The sequence below is a fragment of the Pseudoalteromonas tunicata genome, assembly GCF_002310815.1.
GTDB lineage: Bacteria > Pseudomonadota > Gammaproteobacteria > Enterobacterales > Alteromonadaceae > Pseudoalteromonas > Pseudoalteromonas tunicata.
In genome coordinates this window covers 2,892,154-2,909,149 of sequence record NZ_CP011032.1, presented here as the reverse complement: position 1 = coordinate 2,909,149, position 16,996 = coordinate 2,892,154, and the positions used below count along the sequence as shown (strand labels likewise).

The 16,996-nt window shown below is 40.1% G+C and carries 17 protein-coding genes; 15 read left to right on the top strand and 2 right to left on the bottom strand.

What is annotated here, in order from left to right; all coding sequences use genetic code 11:
- Positions 1 to 4: 4 nt before the first annotated feature.
- From PTUN_RS13255 to PTUN_RS13200, 12 genes are read left to right on the top strand one after another with little or no spacing between them, the layout of a single operon-like run.
- Positions 5 to 982, top strand: coding sequence for an NAD-dependent 4,6-dehydratase LegB (locus tag PTUN_RS13255; RefSeq protein ID WP_040643655.1), 978 nt, complete (start codon positions 5 to 7; stop codon positions 980 to 982).
- Positions 979 to 2,142 (top strand): LegC family aminotransferase, encoded by a 1,164-nt coding sequence (locus PTUN_RS13250; protein WP_009837431.1) that lies wholly within the window; start codon positions 979 to 981, stop codon positions 2,140 to 2,142. Before PTUN_RS13255 ends, PTUN_RS13250 begins: the two co-directional genes overlap by 4 nt.
- A complete protein-coding gene (gene neuC, locus PTUN_RS13245; RefSeq protein WP_009837430.1) occupies positions 2,136 to 3,296 on the top strand; it encodes a UDP-N-acetylglucosamine 2-epimerase in 1,161 nt (386 codons plus the stop codon). The genes PTUN_RS13250 and neuC overlap by 7 nt, the downstream gene beginning before the upstream one ends.
- The gene (gene neuB, locus PTUN_RS13240; protein ID WP_009837429.1) at positions 3,293 to 4,318 is read left to right on the top strand and encodes an N-acetylneuraminate synthase; all 1,026 of its coding nucleotides are present in this window, start codon (positions 3,293 to 3,295) and stop codon (positions 4,316 to 4,318) included. The genes neuC and neuB overlap by 4 nt, the downstream gene beginning before the upstream one ends.
- On the top strand, positions 4,319 to 5,278 hold the full coding sequence (locus PTUN_RS13235; RefSeq protein ID WP_009837428.1) for a hypothetical protein: 960 nt from the start codon (positions 4,319 to 4,321) through the stop codon (positions 5,276 to 5,278).
- Entirely contained in the window at positions 5,268 to 6,254 is a 987-nt protein-coding gene (locus PTUN_RS13230) for a GNAT family N-acetyltransferase (protein WP_009837427.1), read from the top strand. Before PTUN_RS13235 ends, PTUN_RS13230 begins: the two co-directional genes overlap by 11 nt.
- Positions 6,255 to 6,271: 17 nt before the next feature.
- Complete coding sequence (locus PTUN_RS13225) at positions 6,272 to 6,934, top strand: class I SAM-dependent methyltransferase (RefSeq protein ID WP_009837426.1); 663 nt, start codon at positions 6,272 to 6,274, stop codon at positions 6,932 to 6,934.
- A 9-nt stretch (positions 6,935 to 6,943) separates the two neighbouring features.
- On the top strand, positions 6,944 to 7,990 hold the full coding sequence (locus PTUN_RS13220; protein ID WP_040643653.1) for a nucleotidyltransferase family protein: 1,047 nt from the start codon (positions 6,944 to 6,946) through the stop codon (positions 7,988 to 7,990).
- An 8-nt stretch (positions 7,991 to 7,998) separates the two neighbouring features.
- Positions 7,999 to 9,006: a Gfo/Idh/MocA family protein gene (locus PTUN_RS13215; RefSeq protein ID WP_009837424.1), complete on the top strand. Its 1,008-nt coding sequence runs from the start codon at positions 7,999 to 8,001 to the stop codon at positions 9,004 to 9,006.
- The gene (locus PTUN_RS13210) at positions 9,003 to 9,719 is read left to right on the top strand and encodes an acylneuraminate cytidylyltransferase family protein (protein ID WP_009837423.1); all 717 of its coding nucleotides are present in this window, start codon (positions 9,003 to 9,005) and stop codon (positions 9,717 to 9,719) included. Before PTUN_RS13215 ends, PTUN_RS13210 begins: the two co-directional genes overlap by 4 nt.
- Entirely contained in the window at positions 9,706 to 10,518 is an 813-nt protein-coding gene (locus tag PTUN_RS13205; RefSeq protein WP_009837422.1) for an SDR family oxidoreductase, read from the top strand. The genes PTUN_RS13210 and PTUN_RS13205 overlap by 14 nt, the downstream gene beginning before the upstream one ends.
- A 17-nt stretch (positions 10,519 to 10,535) precedes the next feature.
- A complete protein-coding gene (locus PTUN_RS13200) occupies positions 10,536 to 11,483 on the top strand; it encodes a sulfotransferase family 2 domain-containing protein (RefSeq protein ID WP_009837421.1) in 948 nt (315 codons plus the stop codon).
- 134 nt (positions 11,484 to 11,617) lie between these two features.
- On the opposite strand, the gene PTUN_RS13195 is transcribed toward PTUN_RS13200, so the two are convergent.
- The gene (locus PTUN_RS13195; RefSeq protein ID WP_009837420.1) at positions 11,618 to 11,926 is read right to left on the bottom strand and encodes a hypothetical protein; all 309 of its coding nucleotides are present in this window, start codon (positions 11,924 to 11,926) and stop codon (positions 11,618 to 11,620) included.
- Positions 11,926 to 12,345, bottom strand: a complete 420-nt coding sequence (gene fliS, locus PTUN_RS13190; RefSeq protein ID WP_009837419.1) for a flagellar export chaperone FliS — start codon at positions 12,343 to 12,345, stop codon at positions 11,926 to 11,928. The genes PTUN_RS13195 and fliS overlap by 1 nt, the downstream gene beginning before the upstream one ends.
- A 208-nt stretch (positions 12,346 to 12,553) precedes the next feature.
- On the opposite strand from fliS, the gene PTUN_RS22235 reads away from it, so the two are divergent.
- The 3 genes from PTUN_RS22235 to PTUN_RS13170 all read left to right on the top strand — a co-directional run bounded on the left by PTUN_RS22235 (position 12,554) and on the right by PTUN_RS13170 (position 16,842).
- A complete protein-coding gene (locus PTUN_RS22235; RefSeq protein WP_009837418.1) occupies positions 12,554 to 14,371 on the top strand; it encodes a flagellinolysin in 1,818 nt (605 codons plus the stop codon).
- A gap of 60 nt (positions 14,372 to 14,431) precedes the next feature.
- A complete protein-coding gene (locus PTUN_RS13175; protein ID WP_009837417.1) occupies positions 14,432 to 15,187 on the top strand; it encodes a flagellin in 756 nt (251 codons plus the stop codon).
- A gap of 197 nt (positions 15,188 to 15,384) precedes the next feature.
- Entirely contained in the window at positions 15,385 to 16,842 is a 1,458-nt protein-coding gene (locus PTUN_RS13170) for a sigma-54 dependent transcriptional regulator (RefSeq protein WP_009837416.1), read from the top strand.
- Positions 16,843 to 16,996 lie beyond the last annotated feature (154 nt).

Here is a 16,996-nt window from a genome sequence, read left to right as displayed (position 1 = left end):
TAAATTGAATAAAAGCGTCTTAGTGACAGGAGCCGATGGATTTATTGGCTCTCATTTATGTGAACTGCTTGTTCAGCAAGGCTATAAAGTCAGAGCTCTTGTGCAATACAACTCGTTTAATCATTGGGGGTGGCTCGATAACTCGCCGCTCACTAAAGAAATGGAAGTGGTGACAGGGGATATTCGCGACCCGCATTTTTGTAAGCTTATCACTAAAGATATCGAGATTGTTTTCCACTTAGCGGCACTTATTGCGATTCCGTATTCATATACTGCGCCCGATAGTTATGTTGCTACTAACGTGACGGGTACACTCAATATTTGCCAAGCAGCAAAAGAGAATAAGGTTGCTCGGGTGATTCATACCTCAACCAGCGAAGTGTATGGCACCGCGCAATATGTGCCCATTGATGAAAAACACCCACTCCAGCCACAATCGCCTTACAGTGCATCAAAAATTGGTGCCGATATGATGGCAATGAGTTTTTATAATGCCTTTGAGTTGCCAGTTACCATAGCTCGCCCTTTTAATACCTATGGGCCGCGTCAATCTGCTCGCGCGGTGATCCCAACTATTATCACGCAAATCGCGAATGGCCAAAAACAAATCAAGCTTGGTGATGTCTCCCCGACACGCGATTTTAATTATGTAACCGATACCTGCCGAGGTTTTTTAGCCCTAGCCCAAAGCGATGCAACCATAGGTGATACCTTTAATATCGGGTCTAATTTTGAGATTTCGATTCACGATACGCTTAATTTAATTAAAAAAATTATGACCAGTGATGTTGAGTTTATTATTGATGAACAAAGGCTCAGACCTAAAGACTCTGAAGTACATCGTTTATGGTGCGATAACAGTAAAATAACCGCACTGACTGGGTTTGCTCCAGAGATTTCGATAGAACAAGGTTTAAGCCATACTGTTGATTGGTTTTTAGATAATTTGCAAAAATACAAAGCGGATATTTACAACGTATGAGTGCACAATTGTCATCAATTATCGATTTCATCCGCGGTCTTTATCCAAATAAAGACTTTATAGCCTTGCATGAGCCTAGCTTTTCACAGCTTGAAAAAGACTTAGTACTTCGCACTATTGAATCGACTTTTGTTTCAAGTGTGGGCGAGTATGTTGATGAATTTGAACATAAATTATCAGAGCGATTAGCCGCGCCAGTTATCGTTGTCAATTCTGGCACGTCAGCACTTCATATGGCTTTGGTATTAAGTGGTGTAGGCCGCGATGATAAAGTGATCACCCAAGCGTTGACGTTTGTTGCGACCTGTAATGCCATTGCTTATTGTGGCGCAGAACCAGTATTACTCGATGTTGACTTGGGCACTTTAGGATTAAGTGCCGATGTCATGGCTGATTATCTTGCCAATCATACTTATCAAGATGAAAGTGGTGTTTGTCGCGATAACACAGACCATAAAGCTATTCGCGCTTGTGTGCCAATGCATACCTTTGGTTTGAGCTGCGATATTGTAAAAATTGCAGCGCTGTGCGAGCAATATCATATTGAATTAATTGAAGATGCAGCTGAAGCGCTTGGCTCAAGCTCTGGGCAAAAACCACTGGGTACGTTTGGTCGTTTTGGTGTTTTGAGTTTTAATGGCAATAAAACCATTACCACAGGAGCGGGCGGGGCAATTATTTGCCGCACGGCTGAAGACGCAAAAAGAGCAAAGTTTTTAACCACTACCGCCAAGCAAGCCGATGCGTTTGAGTATTACCATCCAGAATTAGGTTACAACTACCGCATGCCTAATTTAAATGCTGCATTGGGGGTCGCGCAATTGGCTAAACTCGATGATATTTTGGCTTCTAAACAGGCAATAGCGCAGCAATATCAGCATTTTTTTAAGGACTCTGAGTTTAAATTTATCAGTGCACCTGCCAATACTGTGGCCAATAATTGGCTCAATGCGGTGCTTGCACCGTCAAAAGAGGCCAAACAAGGATTACTCGAATTTGCAAAACAACATAACGTGATGATGCGCCCGGCGTGGCAACCTATGTATCGTTTGCCAATGTACCAAGATGTCTACCAATCAAAAATGGCAAATACCGAATACCTCATTGATCATTTAGTTAATTTGCCAAGTAGCGCTCAGTTGGGTGTACCAACATGCTAAAAGTAGCATTAGTAACTACTACTCGGGCTGAGTTTGGCCTGTTTTATTGGCTAATAAAAGCGCTTGAGCGAAGCCCATGGGTTGATTTTCGTTTATTAGTTACAGGCATGCATTTAGCCGAAAAGTTTGGCAATACCTATCAAGAAATTGAAGCGCAAGGTATTACTATTGCCGAAAAAATTGATATTGGCCTGACAGGTGAAAGCGCCCTTGATAATGCGCTAAGTTGTGGCCGTGCAACGCAGCTTTTTGCTAAGTCCTTTAGTGATAATCGCCCTGATGTGGTGATCATGATGGGAGATAGATTTGAGCTATTAGGTATTGCTAATGCGGCGTGTATTTTGAATATCCCCATTGCGCATTTTTCTGGTGGCGAAATTACCGAAGGCATTATTGACGATCAAGTGCGTCACAGCGTAACAAAATTGAGCTATTGGCATTTTGTTTCAAACGAGGCGCATTTACAGCGAGTGCTGCAACTTGGCGAAGAACCTGAGCGTGTATTTAATGTTGGTGAACCTGGGCTCGATCATTTTTATCATACCGAGTTATTAAGCCTTGCTGATTTATCGCAAAGTATTGATTTTGCATTAACATCGCCTTTTATATTGTGCACGTATCACCCTGTGACACACGCAAAAAATGATGCTCTAAACGAAATCAAGCAGATAACAGCAGCCATTGAGGCACTGACAGAATATCAATTTATTATCACGTACCCGAATGCTGATGAAGGTAATGATGTGATTGTAACTGAGCTAAAGCGATTGCAAGCTTCAGCTCCCGCTCGGATTAAATTGGTCGAATCCCTTGGTTTTAAACGTTATTTAAGTGCATTAAAAAATTGTGCTTTAGTACTTGGTAATTCATCAAGCGGCTTAGTAGAAGCGCCAATGTTTAATAAAGCCAATGTTAATATTGGTGAGCGTCAAAAGGGGCGTTTAAGAGCAACAAGCTGCATTGATGTTGCAGTAAATAGTGATGAGATTATTAGTGCAGTACAAAAGGCGGTCTCGCCAGAACATCATACTTTGTGCTTGCGTACCTGTAATCCTTATGGCGATGGCAAAACGGTTGACCGTGTCATGCAGATTTTAAAAACGCTTCCCAAACCGGCTCACTTATCTAAAAAATTTATGGATATTTGTTTATGAATCAATCTCAACACACCATTATTATTGCTGAAGCGGGTGTAAATCATAACGGCGACATGCAGTTGGCCAAACAATTGATTGATCAAGCTGCGCTGGCAAACGTGGATTATGTGAAGTTTCAGATTTTTAAATCTGAAAACGTGATTTGTGCCCAAGCAGAAAAAGCGCAATATCAAAAATCAACCACAGGCGAGAGCGAAAGCCAGCTTGAAATGGTTAAAAAGCTCGAGTTGTCATTTAGCCAACATAAAGAACTTCAGGCTTATTGCCAGCAGCAACAGGTAGAATATTTAAGCACGCCATTTGATTTAGATAGTTTTGCCTATTTAATGGAAATGGGCCTAAACACTATCAAACTGCCATCGGGTGAGATCACTAATTATTTGTTATTACATGCCGTGGCTGCACATCAAATCAATGTGATTTTATCCACCGGAATGTCAACAATTGATGAAATTCAAGCGGCTATCGCAGTACTTAACAGTCAAGGTAAAGTCAAAGATATTACTATTTTACATTGTAATACTCAGTATCCCACCCCAATGCAAGATGTAAACTTATATGCCATGAAGTCTATTGCAGACGCAACGGGTTGCCCTGTGGGTTACTCTGATCATACTTTAGGTATTGAAGTGCCCGTTGCTGCGGTTGCATTAGGTGCGGTGATGATTGAAAAGCATTTTACACTCGACCGACAAATGCCAGGCCCTGATCATTTAGCTTCTGTTGAGCCAGCTGAGCTTAAATTAATGGTTCAACAAATTCGTAATATTGAACAAGCATTAGGGAGCTCAGTTAAAGCAGTGTCTGCCAGCGAAGCGGCAAACATTAATATTGCGCGTAAATTTTTAGTGGCAAATCAAGTGATAGAAAAAGGCAGTTTATTTCATTTAGGGCTCTTTGATGCCAAACGGACCGGAAGCGGCGGCGTATCACCAATGTTACTGCCGCAATTAATTGGGAAAGTAGCGCAGCAACAGTATGGCATCGACCAACCCATCAGCGCCCAAGAGCTTGGCTAAATGAACCCCTTTGGTGGCGAGTTAGCAGCCCAGTATCCAACGATCCGTTTACTTGATAGTGGGCGCTCGTCATTGCGACTTATTTTAAAAAACAGCAAACCAGGGCAGACAATTTTACTGCCCGAATATCTGTGCCCTATCATTAGTGAAATTTGCCAGCAATACCAACTTATTATTCGCTATTATCCAATAGGGGATGATTTTAGTATTGATTTTAGTGCGCTTGATTTTACTGAGTGTGACTGGTTTTACTGGATCCACTATTTTGGCTTTTTTCCGACCGACCTACCAATTTCGCAACTGTCACAAGTTGCAGTGATCCATGACTGTGTTTTTAGCCCTTTTGTACCACCTCAGCTGCAGCAAAGTACAATTTGGTATGCATTTACTAGCGTGAGAAAAATTATGCCCGTGGCTGAAGGCAGCTTGTTATTATCAAACCAAATGCTCAGTACTATACCGGCTGCGGTGAATCAATTTGCTGCTATCAAGTGGCAAGGATTAGAGCAAAAAGCGGCTTATCGTAATATGTCCACTTTAAATGAAGAGATTGAGCTTGGTTACGTAAACAAATTGGCGCAAGGTGAGCAAGCCTTAACAGCCCAGCAAGCAATTTGCAATATGACTGACTATGGGCTTGAGCGTTATCATGCTGCGATGGCGCTGCAATTTTCGACACTGTCGGCTCGCTTAGCACATTTTCAGTTAGTGAATAACGTATTTAATCAATACCAGAGTCAGCCCGATTTTGCCTGCTTTTACCCACTTAAAATTAAAAATAATCCAGCTGAATTACTTAAAAAACTGCGCGCCGATAATTTCTTTTTGCCGTATTTTTGGCCAAACAGAGAGAAAAACTCTATTTATTACAACAAGTTTATTTTTATACCGCTGGCAATAAGCTATTCTGAAGAAGACTTAATGCGCTTGTGTGAAAAAATAACCTTGTATGATAATTGAATACCAACACGCCCTAACGTGGTTTGAAACCTTACCTGCCGCGCAACAATACCCCACGCAGCATCCTGTTTATATTGCAAATGAAGTCGCTCAACTGTCAAAACGTAAGTCGTGCTTTTTATTAGTACAATCAGAGAGTGATTTTCTTTATTTAGCGGGGCATGTACCTAGTAGCGCAGAGCAAATCCAAGATTTTGAGTCGGTACGAGGTTATGGTGGCGTGATCACCAATACGCAAGGCCCGCGTTTTGCCGAGTTATTTGAGCAGCTCACTGCTTTTTTAAAAGCGCTTGGTTTTATGGTTGGGTTTATTCGTTGTACACCGTTGTTAGCAAATCAAATTTACTTTCGTGACGCGGCTTTTTTTGATCGCAAAACAGTGGCTATTGCGCTTACACAACATCGTGGGCTGAGCGATTTTAGTGTGCGAGCCCGAACCGCAGTGCGAAAAGCGATAAAAAATCAGGTTGTCGCTACACTTACTAATGAAAGTGATGACTGGCAGGCCTTTTATCATCTTTACAACGCCAGAATGCAAGCTCTTGGCGCAACAGATGAATATTGTTATTCGGCTGAATATTTTGCAGCGTTAGCCAAGTGGCCTTTAGCGCATTTATGTGTATGTAAAGTGGGTGATGAGATTGTATCTGGCGCTATTTTTATCGCTGTGGGTGACTATGTTGAATACCATTTATCGGCTTCGAATGCTCTTGGTATGAAATATGCTTCAACACAGTTATGTTTAGCCACAATGTCAGAATATTGGAGCGCACAGGGGCATCACTTTTTACATCTTGGCGGCGGAATTACCCTTGCACCAGATGATAGATTGCTGTTTTTCAAAGCAGGATTTAGTGAGCTTAGTTTCGATTTTTGTTTTGTGAAATGGTTAATAAACGAAACTCAGTACCTTGATTTAAAAGCTGATTTTGAAAATCGAGGTTTACCCACCAATCGGGTTATTTTTTATAGGTAGTTTTTTTATAGGTGATCATGATGGCTTGGGATGAAACGTGGGAAAAAATTTTTAGTTCACGAGAGTGGGGTAAATACCCAGGCGAAGACATTATTCGCTTTATCGCTCGTAATTTTTATGCGGTTGAAGACCGTGCAACTATTAAAGTCTTAGAAGTTGGCTGTGGCCCAGGTGCCAATATTTGGTACTTAGCCCGTGAAGGTTTTTCGGTGTATGCCGTTGAAGGTTCAGCCTCTGCTATCGAAAAAGCTCATAACCGCTTGGCCGCAGAAGTCCCTCATTGGCAAGGTGAATTAAAAGTCGGGGATTTTTTACATTTACCTTTTGACGATGAAAGTTTTGATGCCGTAATTGATATCGAAGCTATTAGTTGTAATGAATTTGAAGATTCAAAAAAAGCGTATGCTGAAATCGCTCGGGTATTAAAACCAAATGGCTTGCTGTATTCGCGTGCGTTTGCCAAAGGCACTTTAGGCGATGAGACAGGTAAAGAAATTAGTTACAACTGCTATTTACCGGCAGTTGGACCAATGTCTGGCACTGGTTGCACTCGTTTTACCGCCGAGCACGATTTGCCGATTTTATTTGCTGCTTTTTCAAGTTTTAAATATGGCTATCAGCAAAATGGTGACCGCGATGGTATTTTCACCAAAGAGTGGACCGTGACCGCAACTAAATAGGTGATGAATATGATTACGTCTCTTGAACAGGCTATTTTGCCATTAAACAGCACAATGCAAGATGCAATTAACGCATTAAACATTTCAACGTTAAAAATAGTTTTAATTATCAATGAGCAACATCAACTGGTAGGCGTCATTACCGATGGTGATATTCGTCGCGCAATATTAGCTTATCATGGTCTTAACTCGGCAGTGGATTTGATTATGTCACATAAACCCGTCACCGCATTTCAAGGCGATAGTGCAAGTAAAATCAAACATTTGTTGGAAGTGAATAAATTGTTGCACATCCCAATTTTAACTCAAGATCAACGTATTTTAGGCATTGAAACCCGTGACCATTTATTTGGTGTAGGCAAACTGACTAATCCGGTGTTTATTATGGCAGGTGGGTTTGGCACGCGTTTAAGACCTCTGACTTCAAGTTGCCCTAAGCCATTGTTAAAAGTGGGCCGCAAGCCAATTTTAGAAAATATCATTGAAAGCTTTTCTAGCTTTGGGTTTGAGCAGTTTTATATATCAGTGCATTACAAAGCCGATATGATTAAAGATTATTTTGGTGATGGCAGTACCTTAGGGGTCGATATTGAATATATTGAAGAAAAAACCCCTCTAGGCACAGGCGGTGCGCTCAGTTTATTACCCGATGTGTTTGAACCCGTTATTTTAATGAATGGTGATTTACTGACAAAAGTCGACTTTTCAGAATTGCTTGCCTATCACCAAGAAGAAAAAGCCGCTGTAACCATGTGTGTGCGTGAATATGAGTTTCAAGTTCCATATGGCGTTATTCAATCTGAAAATAATCGTGTTACCAATATTGTTGAAAAACCGGTAGAAAAATACTTCGTGAATGCGGGCATTTACGTCATTTCACCTGAGGTGATCCATAAGCTCAAAGTGAATGAATACCTAGACATGCCAGATTTAATTAATGCTTGTTTGGCCAATGAAGAGCGTATTTCTATGTTTCCAATTCATGAGTATTGGCTCGATATTGGGCGAATGTCGGATTTCGAGCGAGCGCAAAGCGATGCGATTAACTTTTTTTAGTATTGCTTATGTATAACGTACTAATAATTGGTTATGGCAATATTGCCAAGCGACATATCAATAATTTAATTGCCTTAAATGCGATTAAATTCCTAACAGTGCTTCGCCATTCAGATACTGCAATAGATGATTACCCGATTGCATCGGAGCAGATTTCGGCTCTTCCAACGAGCGACTCTTTAAAAGGTCGCTTTGATTTTTGTATTATTTGCTCGCCCACCAATAGCCATATTGAGTATGCCTTGCAGTTACTTGCAGCAAAAATTCCTTGTTTGATTGAAAAGCCTTTGGCAATGAATGCCGCTGAAGGAAAAAAGCTGGTAAGTGATGCAAGGTTGCAGGGCACTAGCGTGCAAGTGGGTTATAACTTAGCTTTCACTAAAGGTTTTGCACAAGTGTTGGCTGTTTTACAACACAAAGAGCTTGGTCGGATCTGGCGAATTGATGCCGCTGTCGGCCAATACTTGCCAAATTGGCGGCCACACAAAAATTATCAAACCGCGGTTTCGGCAAATGCAGCGTTAGGCGGTGGCGTATTGCTTGAATTAAGCCATGAACTTGATTATTTACTTGCGCTGTTTACGCCCGAAAAAATTGCGGTACAGGCTACGTTGTTAAACCATTCTATTTTAACTATGGACTGTGAAAACCAAGCGGTTATCTCTGGTAGCTTTAATTTAGCCGATGGTTTGCAAGCAGCAATTATAGTTAAGCTTGATATGTTACAACAGCAGCCGAGTCGTTATTTGCATGTTTATGGTGAGTTGGGCGTGTTGCGCTGGGACTTAATTTTGCAGCAACTGGTGCTGTGTAGACATGATGGTACAGAGCAAGTTATTGATATTAAAGAAGACACAAATCAACAATATATAAGTCAATTGCAGCATTTTTTAATGATAAAGAATCAAGCAAATCTTGATTCACTGAATACTGCTTATAAAACAATGCGCTGGATTGATGCTATTCGGCAAAGTGCTGCAAAAGGCCAAACTGTGCATTTGGAGTTAATTTCTTGAGCCCTAAAAAAATTATTGCTTTTACGTTTGCAAGAGCTGGTTCTAAAGGCATTATAAATAAAAATATCAAGCCTTTATGCGGCCGACCGCTGATTGAGTACGCGATAGAATCTGGCCGCACACATCCATTAATTAATGATGTTTATGTTTCAACCGATGGTAACGAAATTGCCGCTATCGCCGCTCAGGCGGGGGCTAAAGTTATTAATCGGCCAGAGCATTTAGCGGCAGATACTGCAAGTGAATGGCATGCGTGGCAACATGCGGTTGAGCAGTTGGTGCAAAACAATGAAATGGGCCTTGATGATATTTTTATTAGCTTACCGGCGACCGCTCCCCTTCGAGATGCCCAAGATGTCACCAATGCACTCACGCAATTTAGCGTAAGCGATGCCGATTTAGCTCTTGGTATTACAACAGCAGATCGTAGTCCTTATTTTAATATGGTCGTGCAAAATGATGCTGGTTTGATTGAGCTGGTGATTAATGAGCATAACTATGTTCGACGCCAAGATGTGCCTGTGGTGTGGGATGTAACCACCGTTTTTTACGTCTCGACGGCGCGTTTTATTTTAGAAAATACAGGTGTATTGTCTGGAAAAACGCTAGGTATTGTGGTGCCAAAAGAGCGAGCGATTGATATTGATACACAATATGATTTTGATATTGCTGAGTTTTTAATGAATAAAAAGGTAAAAAATGAGAACCCTTAATCAGCTACAAGATTTAACCGGTTGTTGGGCTTTAATAACTGGTGGTGCGGGTCACATTGGTAAAATGGCTTGCCAAACGCTGTTAGAGCAAGGTGCGAGTGTGATTTTGCTCGATCGTCATCATGATGCATTAGTCGCAGCCAAAGAGAGTTTTAGTTTGTCGAACCATCAAAAGGTTGAAGTTATTGATTGTGATTTAGCTCAGGAGTCAGCTATTCGTGCGGCGATAAAAAGTGTTGCAGAGATAACATCAGGGCAATTACATATCGTAATTAATAATGCGGCTTTTGTTGGCACAGACAAACTAACAGGTTGGTGTGTCCCTTTTGAGCAGCAATCGTTTGAAACTTTTAATGCTTGTTTAGATGTGAATTTATCAGCGCCATTTTTAATTTCACAGTTGTGTTTACCGCTACTCAAAGCTCATGATCATGCGGTTAAGTCGGTTATTAATATTTCCTCAATTTATGGTGTGGTTGGCCCTCAAATGGTGATGTACGAAGGTACGGATATGGGGAACCCAGCCGCTTATGCTGCAAGTAAAGCTGGTCTAATGCAGCTTACAAAATGGATGGCGTGTACCGTAGCCCCATCAGTGCGAGTCAATAATATTGTGCTTGGCGGTGTATTTCGAGGTCAAGATCCTGCATTTTTAGAAAAATATCATCAGCGTGTACCACTTGGGCGGATGGCCATTGAAGAAGATGTTAAAGGCGCTATAGCTTATTTAAGTAGTCAGTTATCAAATTACATGACTGGACAATCGTTGATTTTAGATGGTGGCTGGACCGTCCATTAATGCACAAGGTATAAATTATGAATCACACATTAAATGAATTAGTTGCTTTGGTTGATGCTAGTTTTTATCGCAGTTATGCTGATTTAAATGAGCTAGATGATAAGGCTACTTTTTTTTATCACATTCCTAAAACAGGTGGTTTGAGCTTATATTATGCCCTGTATTTATCGTCTATAGGGCAAAATAAGCTTCCTTTAAATTTGAACCATACTGAAGTAGTAAAGTATGATGAAGCCGAATTTTTTGAGCAAATAAAAGCGTTGCCCTGTAATAAAAAAACGTTTTATGCCAGCCACTTTAGTTTTCCTGAACATGAAAAATTTGATCCGGCAATGAATTTGATGACCATAGTGCGAGAGCCCTTTAAGCGTATTGTTTCTAGCTTTACATATTATTGTATGCGCCATCAAAAAGTTCCTAACATTATTGATTTTGTTGCTTTTTATAAAGATGAAGCTAATCAGAATGTGATGTCAAAACAATTATTTGCAAAGGTTCCTGAGCATTGTAATAGTAGCGAATTTGGCCAAACAGTATTTGACCATTTACAGCAGCATTTTACTTATTTTGCTAGCACAGAACATATCACGCTGTTCATTGAATATTATTTATCAAAACTTAAGCTTTCGAATGTTTTAATGCCGCGAATGAATGAAACATCTGCCGAATATTTGTTTGACGCCTCAGCGGTTTTGGATGAGGTTCTTGCGCTTAATCAAGCTGATTTAACCCTCTATAGCTTGATTTGTCAGTCACCTAAATTACCTGATTTCTCAGCTATATCAGCAAACTCCATCTCAAACTTAACTACAGTGATTGCATCCGAAGATACTGATCAAGGTTCTAAAGCAAAAGGGATGACAGGCCAAACACAAGAAGTGCATATGTTATTAAATAACCTAAAGCAGCATTTTAAGGATGAGCCGATTAAAGTTAAAACCAATGAAATTATAGGTGCTTACTAACTTGAGTCGTGGATTGACTTGTAAGAGACTCGCTAATCCACCTTTTGCTCTTAAAAACGACCAATAAGAGAAAAAAGTTCAACGTTTTTAATTCAAGAGTTGTTTGTTTTACCCAAAATTTAGACTGCAGAAGATTATCGATTTAACTGATATTTTTTAACGCCCTTCAATGAATTTTTATGTTTTACCACAGCTTGCTTTAATTCACCTAAAGCAAGCTGTGCGTTTTTATTAATGCCTAAGGCTGTGTTTTCTAATTTTTTAAGTTGAGGTAAAAAGCCAACTAATTCGTCAGTTGGTTGTGAAAACAGCATTTGCAGCTGCATTAGGCGCTGTTTATCTAGTTGTTTGATAAGCTCATGTTCGCTGCTTTTAATTGCGCTTTGAATATCAAGCTGAGTTTGTTGTAACTCACCGAGCAATTGAATGATTATTGAAGACATTATGCGCCTACAGCAGATTTTTGCTCTAAATACTGATTACGAACATCAAGTGGAATACTATTCCAGCCTTCTTTGATAGTTTTAACGATTTCTAAGATCTCATCGATCATTTCTTTTGAATTATTAACGTTTGCTTGCACTAAATGAGTTTGTGAAAATTCGTATAGGCTATAAAGGTTATTAGAAATGTCACCGCCTTTTTCCATATCCAAACTGTCTTGTAATGCGCCAAACAATGAAATGCTCTCGCCAATCATGATGCCCTTATGTTCGTAATCGTTACGATCAATATAGGCTTTTGCTGCAGTTAACTTTCCAATAATACTGGTAAATACAATATTAATAAGCTCATACGGGTTTGCGTTTGCTGCCCCATTAATTTTCATATCTTTATATTTTTGGATTGATAATCTTGACATGTTGCACCTGTATTTTCATGGAATAAACATAGATATAATGCATAAATTTAAGCACGATGCGTGCCAAAAAGTAGGATTTAAATCCATCTATACCAACTTATCGACCATAGGTAAAAAAAATTTAGCATAAAAAATTTAAAAAAATACTTTAGTTTTTTCCAAATCGGCCGTTAGTGAAATATTAGATTGTTTTTTGTCCAGACGATATATGAAAATTGCAACCAATACGACAGCTTTATATGGCCAACGTAGTTTGAGCAAGGCAACGGCTGGTTTAAATTCGGCGATGGAGAAATTATCCTCTGGACTGCGTATTAATTCTGCAAAAGATGATGCTGCTGGGTTACAAATCTCAAATCGACTCACCTCACAAATAAATGGTATGTCAGTCGCAACCCGTAACGCGAATGATGGTATTTCCATGCTCCAAGTTGCCGAAGGTGCGCAACAAGAAATTACCAATACCTTACAGCGCATGCGGGACTTAGCCGTACAAGCTGCCAATGCGACTTACTCAGAAACTGACCGAAAAGCGATAAATGAAGAGTTTATTGAGTTAAAACGCGAAATTAACCGCATCAGTGATGCAACTAGTTTTGGTTCAAAAAAGTTATTTCAAAAAGCCAGCGGCTCGTTAGTTGATACTGTTGAGCGTGATATGGTCAAAGCGCTGCAGCGCACTTGGCTATCAGAATCTGAAGATATCATTCAAGATCAGCTTGGTTTAATGGGTCGAGGCACATTAAAAATCGATTTGGAATATGTGGATGGTGATGGAGGGACCGCTGCATATGTAAAACCAGCTTATTCAGGTGGTCAAGCAGTACAAATGGTAATGGTCATCGATAAAGGGGATTTTGCTACTTCAGCAGATATTCATGATGATTCAAGTTTGGCGTTAAATGAAACCTTATTACATGAAATGGTGCATGCCACCATGGCCTCTAATTTTCAATTAACTAATTTGCCAATTTGGTTTTTAGAAGGTACTGCTGAGGCTATTCGTGGCGCTGATAGTCGCGTAGCACAAGACAGTGCAGGGCTTGGCCTGAAAAATATCATTGATGATGGTGCTGCTGGTGGCAACAATAGCCTCAAAGATCTTCAAGGAGTGATGCCATTTAGTCCGGGTACCGCAGCCGAGGTTGCTGCTGTTTATTCTGGTGGGTATTTGGCTATGCGCTACATGTATCAAGAGATTGGTCAAAATGGCCTGCAGTCTTTAATGAGTGAACTGACTACAGGGCAAAGTTTTGATGCATCTTTAAATACAGCAAGTGGCGCTATTTGGAGCAACGAAGCCGATTTTTTTACCGATATGATGACAACCGGTGAAGACCCTCTTGATGCAACTAAAACTCGGTTACAAATTTTTGTTGAAAACAAAATGGACTTAACCAATCTCGACAATGGGGCGTTAGGTGGAAAAGATGCCTCCGATGGCGAAGTGCGCGAAAACACCATGCAAGGCACAGGCAGTGGGCGTTTAGATGGCTCTAAAGGGTTCCAAGAGTTTTTAGTGCTTGATGACAATGATAATTCAAGGTCTGATTTTGATACCGGGGCTACATATGATAAACCTGGAGGGGGCCAAATTAGACTGCAAGATTATGAAACTCAAGTTCATGGTGCCGGCGGTGAATACATTAATTTACAGGTAGGCGCTCGCTCACAGCAAGTAATAGGGTTTACCCTTGGCAGTTTTAGCACAGAAAATTTGGGCCTAGAATATACTGAATTGGTCGACCAACCGCAGTTTGCCATCTTTGCGATTGATGATGCACTGACGATTGTTGATAAACAACGGGCCTTAATGGGCGCTAGTATGAACCGACTAGATAAAACCATTAATAATTTAAATAACATTATTGAAAATGCTTCAGCGAGCCGATCGCGAATAAGGGATACGGACTTTGCTATTCAAACCGCAGAGCTCACTAAAATGCAGATTACTCAACAAGCGGCCACCACATTATTAGCGCAAGCGAATCAACTGCCGCAAATTGCGCTTGCGTTATTACAGTAATTTAATTGCTCGTTAAATGTGCAAGTTCAACTATCCTTATAAGAGTTTGGAGGATACGTTATGACAACCATTACCAATCAGATCAATACTCACCTTACAACTCAACTTGATAAAGTAACAAGCAGTCAGCAAAAAATAAGTTCTGGTTTTAAAATCAACGCAGCCAAGGATGATGCGGCAGGTTTACAGCTCTCGAATCGTTTACTGACCCAACTCAATAACTTAGATAATCAGGCGCGGAATACCAATGATGTAATTTCGTATTATCAAGTTGCTCAAAGTGGCTTTTCTGGGCTTACAGAAGTTGCAGGCCGAATCAATGAGCTCAGTATTGCTGCTGGTAATGGCAGTTTAGATGCGGCAGGGCGAGCTGCAATTGCTCAAGAAATTTCAGGGTTAGGGGAGCAAATATCCCTTATTTCAGCGCAAACAACGTTTGGCGGGCAGCCGATATTTTCTTCTGATAGTCAATTGGTCGGTAACTTAGGGTTTGATCCTAGCGCGCAGAATTTTACAAATAGTGATTTAAGCTCAGCCAGTGGCGCACAAAGTGTAATAATGCAAAGTGAGCAATACTTAACAAACCTTAATAGCGCCTCAGCAGCGGTTGGTGCGTTACAGCAACAACAGTTGTCTGATTTATCGGTGCAATCATCACAAAAAATAGCCAACTCGACATCACTTTCAGCTATTAAAGATACTGACTTTGCAGCACAAATTAGTGAATATTTAAAAAATAAAATGCAAGTTGAAGCGGCTATGAGTTTAAAAGCGCAGGCTAATTTAACATCAGATGTTGTTAAGCACTTATTATAAGTTTTAAGCATTTTGCACTAATGCTATTTTCGTATTGATTTGTACTTAATTTATTATAAGAGAAACAAAGCCTTGCAATAATCGGGACTGAATGTCAAAAAATCGTATTGAACGTCAAAAATTTGCCGCTTGTGCTTGCATCTACGAGTATTCACTTTACAATCTAAAGCAATAATAAAAAAAGTAGTGCAGTCAGCATGACCGAAAATAACACGATTTTGATTTTAGATGAAAACCAGCAGCGGGCTTATGGGCTTTCTGCATCTTTAAGTTTTATCAATGAAACTAATTGTTTGGTCAATGACGAAAATTATCTTAACTTTGTTAAAGTTCCTGAATCGGTCACTGCGTTTATTTTAGGTGCATCGTCATTTATTGATCATGAAGCGTTAATTCGTGCTCATCCCGCGGTCCCATTTTTGCTGATTGGCGATACACTCAAGCCTTTGTTATCCCTAGCAAATGTTGTTGGTTTAATTAACGAGCCGTTTAATTATGCTCTGACGACCCAACTGATCCATGATTGCCAAGAGTACCAACGCCTAATACCTGGTAAGCGTCGCCATGATGACGAAAAACAGCGCTTTGATGGTTTAGTTGGCGAAACACCTGTAGTACAAGAAGTTCGCTTTTTAATTAGCCAAGTGGCAAAAACCGAAGCAAATGTACTCATCTTAGGTGAGTCAGGTACAGGTAAAGAAGTGGTTGCTCGTAATGTACATTTGTTATCACCTAGAAGTAATGGCCCTTTTGTGCCAGTAAACTGTGGCGCAATTCCTGGTGAGTTACTCGAAAGTGAGTTATTTGGCCATGAAAAAGGTGCGTTTACAGGGGCAATTTCAACCCGAAAAGGGCGCTTTGAGTTAGCTCAAGGTGGGACTTTATTTTTAGATGAAATCGGCGATATGCCTTTGCAAATGCAAGTAAAACTTCTTCGCGTTTTGCAAGAGCGTTCCTATGAACGTGTTGGTGGTGCCAAAGCAATTAAAGCGGATGTGCGCATTATTGCTGCTACTCATCGTAATCTTGAGCAAATGATTGAAGAAGCGCGCTTTCGTGAAGATCTCTATTATCGTTTAAATGTATTTCCAATTGATAATCCCTCGCTACGAGATCGTAAAGCAGACATTCCTTTATTATTAAAAGAAGTGATGAAGCGTAATGTAAATCAAGGTGGCGCAAGCACTAAGTTTACTGAGCGGGCGCTTGCTTCGTTACAAGAGCATGATTGGCCGGGTAATGTGCGTGAACTTGCTAATTTGGTTGAACGTATGGCGATTATGTTTCCAGAAAAAGTAGTGGATGCCGCTGATTTACCTAAAAAATATCAACATGTTGATTTAGATGCTTATATTCCTGAATATCCTGAAGAGATTTTAGAGCGACAAGCACTTAATGACATTTTTAGCGCAGGGTTTGATGATTTTTCAGAAGAAGAGCCAAGTAATCAGTTTAATCAAGCTGAACATACCTTTGGTTTATTACCCGATGAAGGTATTGATCTGAAAGATTTTTTAGCTGAACTTGAAATTAGCTTAATTAGCCAAGCGCTTGATAGATATGATTATGTTGTAGCAAGAGCGGCTGAAGTCCTAGGTGTGAGGCGCACCACCTTAGTTGAAAAAATGAAAAAATATAATCTTAATCGTGATTAATTCAGATTATTATGGCAAGCGCAGTTTAATAGCTGCGTATTGCTAAACCCTTCAAAGTCATTAATTTGACGCCATAAAAAATGCAATTAAACACATAACTAACTGAATATAAACATTAAAATTTTTGGCTCGATCTTTGCTTTTACTAACTAGT

Bases quoted from the DNA above. Each gene is read 5' to 3' on its own strand.
- neuB (WP_009837429.1), top strand. From the start codon at position 3,293: ATGAATCAATCTCAACACACCATTATTATTGCTGAAGCGGGTGTAAAT.
- PTUN_RS13230 (WP_009837427.1), top strand. From the start codon at position 5,268: ATGATAATTGAATACCAACACGCCCTAACGTGGTTTGAAACCTTACCT.
- PTUN_RS13225 (WP_009837426.1), top strand. From the start codon at position 6,272: ATGATGGCTTGGGATGAAACGTGGGAAAAAATTTTTAGTTCACGAGAG.
- PTUN_RS13175 (WP_009837417.1), top strand. From the start codon at position 14,432: ATGACAACCATTACCAATCAGATCAATACTCACCTTACAACTCAACTT.
- PTUN_RS22235 (WP_009837418.1), top strand. From the start codon at position 12,554: ATGAAAATTGCAACCAATACGACAGCTTTATATGGCCAACGTAGTTTG.
- PTUN_RS13250 (WP_009837431.1), top strand. From the start codon at position 979: ATGAGTGCACAATTGTCATCAATTATCGATTTCATCCGCGGTCTTTAT.
- PTUN_RS13215 (WP_009837424.1), top strand. From the start codon at position 7,999: ATGTATAACGTACTAATAATTGGTTATGGCAATATTGCCAAGCGACAT.
- neuC (WP_009837430.1), top strand. From the start codon at position 2,136: ATGCTAAAAGTAGCATTAGTAACTACTACTCGGGCTGAGTTTGGCCTG.
- PTUN_RS13220 (WP_040643653.1), top strand. From the start codon at position 6,944: ATGATTACGTCTCTTGAACAGGCTATTTTGCCATTAAACAGCACAATG.
- PTUN_RS13200 (WP_009837421.1), top strand. From the start codon at position 10,536: ATGAATCACACATTAAATGAATTAGTTGCTTTGGTTGATGCTAGTTTT.
- PTUN_RS13205 (WP_009837422.1), top strand. From the start codon at position 9,706: ATGAGAACCCTTAATCAGCTACAAGATTTAACCGGTTGTTGGGCTTTA.
- PTUN_RS13195 (WP_009837420.1), bottom strand. From the start codon at position 11,926: ATGTCTTCAATAATCATTCAATTGCTCGGTGAGTTACAACAAACTCAG.
- PTUN_RS13170 (WP_009837416.1), top strand. From the start codon at position 15,385: ATGACCGAAAATAACACGATTTTGATTTTAGATGAAAACCAGCAGCGG.
- PTUN_RS13235 (WP_009837428.1), top strand. From the start codon at position 4,319: ATGAACCCCTTTGGTGGCGAGTTAGCAGCCCAGTATCCAACGATCCGT.
- fliS (WP_009837419.1), bottom strand. From the start codon at position 12,345: ATGTCAAGATTATCAATCCAAAAATATAAAGATATGAAAATTAATGGG.